The organism is Streptomyces sp. NPDC034670 (assembly GCF_055574875.1).
Map to the genome: position 1 here is coordinate 1 of NZ_JBVITR010000123.1, position 3,028 is coordinate 3,028.

General features: G+C 73.6%; 1 protein-coding gene. It reads left to right on the forward strand.

The window, feature by feature from the left end; translation table 11 throughout:
* Positions 1-3,028 (forward strand): acyltransferase domain-containing protein (locus ACZ56B_RS32690; RefSeq protein ID WP_468798681.1); only part of this gene is annotated, 3,028 nt, incomplete at both ends.

Genomic DNA, 3,028 nt, shown 5'->3' on the forward strand with positions numbered 1-3,028 from the left:
CTGCACGTCGAGGAGCCGTCCTCGCACGTGGACTGGGAGGCGGGCGCGGTGCGTCTGCTGACCGAGGAGCGGGCCTGGCCGCGCGGGCAGCGGCCACGCCGGGCCGGTGTGTCGTCCTTCGGCATCAGCGGCACCAACGCCCACGTCGTCATCGAAGAACCCCCCGCCCCCGAACCGTCGCAGGCGGAACACACGGAGGAGGAGCCCGGCCCGACCACCGAACTGCCCGTGATCCCCTGGGTGGTCTCCGCACGAAACGCCGACGCCCTGCGAGCCCAGACCGAGCGGCTAGCACGCGCCGACCTCGGCTCCGCACTCGACACCGGCCTGTCCCTCGCGGCCACGCGCGCCGTACTCGACCACCGGGCCGTCCTCCTCGGCCGCGACCTCACCGACCTTCGCACGCAACTGACCGAACCGACCATCAAGGGCGCGGCGACCGACGGGCGCACGGCGTGGATGTTCACCGGGCAGGGCAGTCAACGCCCCGACATGGGACGCCAACTCGCCGCGTGCTTCCCCGAGTTCGCCCGGGCTCTGGACGAGGTGTGCGCCCTCCTCGACACCGAGCTCGGCTTCGCGTTGCCCCTGAAGCAGGTCCTGCACGACGACGCCGACCACGCCGACACCCTGCGGGAGACCGGCTACGCCCAGTCGGCCCTCTTCGCCGTGCAGGTCGCCCTCGTACGGCTGCTGCGCTCCTGGGGCATGGAGCCCGACGTGGTGCTGGGCCACTCCGTCGGCGAGTTCGCCGCCGCCCACGCCGCCGGTGTCCTCGACCTGCCCGATGCGGTACGCCTCGTCGCCGCCCGCGCCCGGCTCATGCAGGCACTGCCCGCGGGCGGGGCCATGGCCGCCATCGAGGGAACCGAGGAGGAGATCACGGCCCTGCTGACGGACGGTGCCGTCGTCGCCGCCGTGAACAGCGCGACCTCCGTGGTGGTCTCCGGCCGGCAGGAAGCCGTCGAACAGGTGGTGGCCGCCGCGGACCAGCAGGGCCGCCGGACCACGCGCCTGCGCGTCTCGCACGCCTTCCACTCCCCGCTGATGGAACCGATGTCGGACGCCTTCGCCGAGGTCGCCCGCCAGGTGACCTACCACCGCCCCACGATCAACGCCGTCAGCACCCGCACCGGGGCCGTCGTCACCGGCGACGACTGGACGAGTGCCGACTACTGGGTGCGCCAGGTGCGCGAGGCCGTACGCTTCCGGGACGCCGCCGACACCGCCGTCCGCGACCTCGCCGTCTCACGCTTCCTCGAACTCGGCCCCGATCCGGTCCTGTCCGCGCTCGTCGACCCGGCACCCGCCGCCTGCCTGCTGCGGCGCGACCGCGACGAGCGGGAGACGGCACTCGCCGCAGTGGCGGAGACCTTCGTGCGCGGCACCCACGTCGACTGGGCGGCCGTGTTCGCCGGTACGGGTGCGCGGGAGGTGCCGCTGCCGACGTACGCCTTCCAGCGGCAGCGCTACTGGCTCGACGCACCCCGCACGGCCGTCGACGCGTCGGGACTCGGCCTGCGCGCCGCCCGCCACCCACTGCTCGGCGCGGCGGTGTCCGTGGCCGGCTCCGACACGGTGCTGCTGACCGCGAGACTGTCCGTGGCCGACCACCCGTGGCTGGCGGACCACGTCGTGGCGGGTTCGGTGCTCGTGCCGGGCACGGCACTGCTGGAACTGGCCCTGGCCGCCGCCGATCGCGTCGGCTGCGACCGCGTCGACGAACTCACCCTCCGGGCCCCCCTCGTGCTCCGCACGGACCACGCCGCCGAACTCCAGGTCTCCGTGGACACGCCGGACACGTCGGGACACCGAGCACTCCGCATCCACGCCCGCCCGCACCACGCCGGCGCCGAGGACACCGACGAACAGTCCTGGACGCTGCATGCGGTGGGTGTGCTGGCGCCTTCTGCGGCGCAGGCGCAGGTGTCGGGGGCGGACGGGGATCTGCGGGTGTGGCCTCCGGAGGGGGCCGAGCGGGTCGGACTGGAGGGTCTGTACGAGCGGTTGGGGGCGGCGGGGCTGTCGTACGGTCCGGCGTTCCGGGGGCTGCGGGGGGTGTGGCGGTCCGGGGACGAGTGGTTCGTGGAGGCCGTGCTGCCGGAGTCGGTGGCGGGTGGTGCCGAGGGTTTCGGTGTGCATCCGGCGTTGCTGGACTCGGTGCTGCATGTGCTGGGGTTGGGGGAGCGGGACGGTTCGGGGGCGTTGCTGCCGTTCCTGTGGTCGGGGGTGGAGCTCTCGGCGGTGGGGGCCGCTGAGGTGCGTGTGCGGGTGTCGCGGCAGGGTGAGGACGCCGTCGCGCTGCGCGTGGCCGACGCCACCGGAGAACCCGTCGCCACGATCGACAGCCTGCTGCTGCGATCCGTCACCACCACGGATGTACAACGGGGCGATGCGTCGGCGCGGGACGCCCTGTTCACGGTGGAGTGGAAGCCACTGCCCGCCATGGATGCCGCGGCAGTCGGACGGATGGATGACTGGTGCGTAGTCGGTGACCTGCCGGAGGCACTGGCCGCCACCCCTCCGACCCACCATGCCGACCTGGGCGCGCTGCGCGCGGCACTCGACGCCGGTACCGTGCCGCCGAACACGGTGCTCCTGCCGATCACGACCACCGACCGCCCGTTGCGCGAGCCGGTGACCGACGCACTCGCCGTGATCAGGGAGTGGCTCGCGGAGCCGCGCCTCACCGGCACCCGCCTGATGGTCCTGGTGACGGGTGCCGCGGAGGACGTCTTGACGGAACCCGCAACGGCTGCCGTCCGGGGCCTGGTCCGCACGGCGGCGACCGAGCACCCCGGCCGGATCGCCCTGGCCCTCGTTGACTCCGACGGCGCGTCCTGGGAAACCCCGACGATTGTTCCGCACGATGCGACGGAGGTTCTGATCCGAGGCGGCACGGCGTACGTGCCCCGCCTCGTCCGCATGGCGAGCGACGATGTTCTGCTCCCGCCGGCCGGTGTGGGTGACGGGTGGCGGATGGATGTCGTCGCCGGGGGCCGGCTGGACGGTGTGGCGCTGGTGCCGG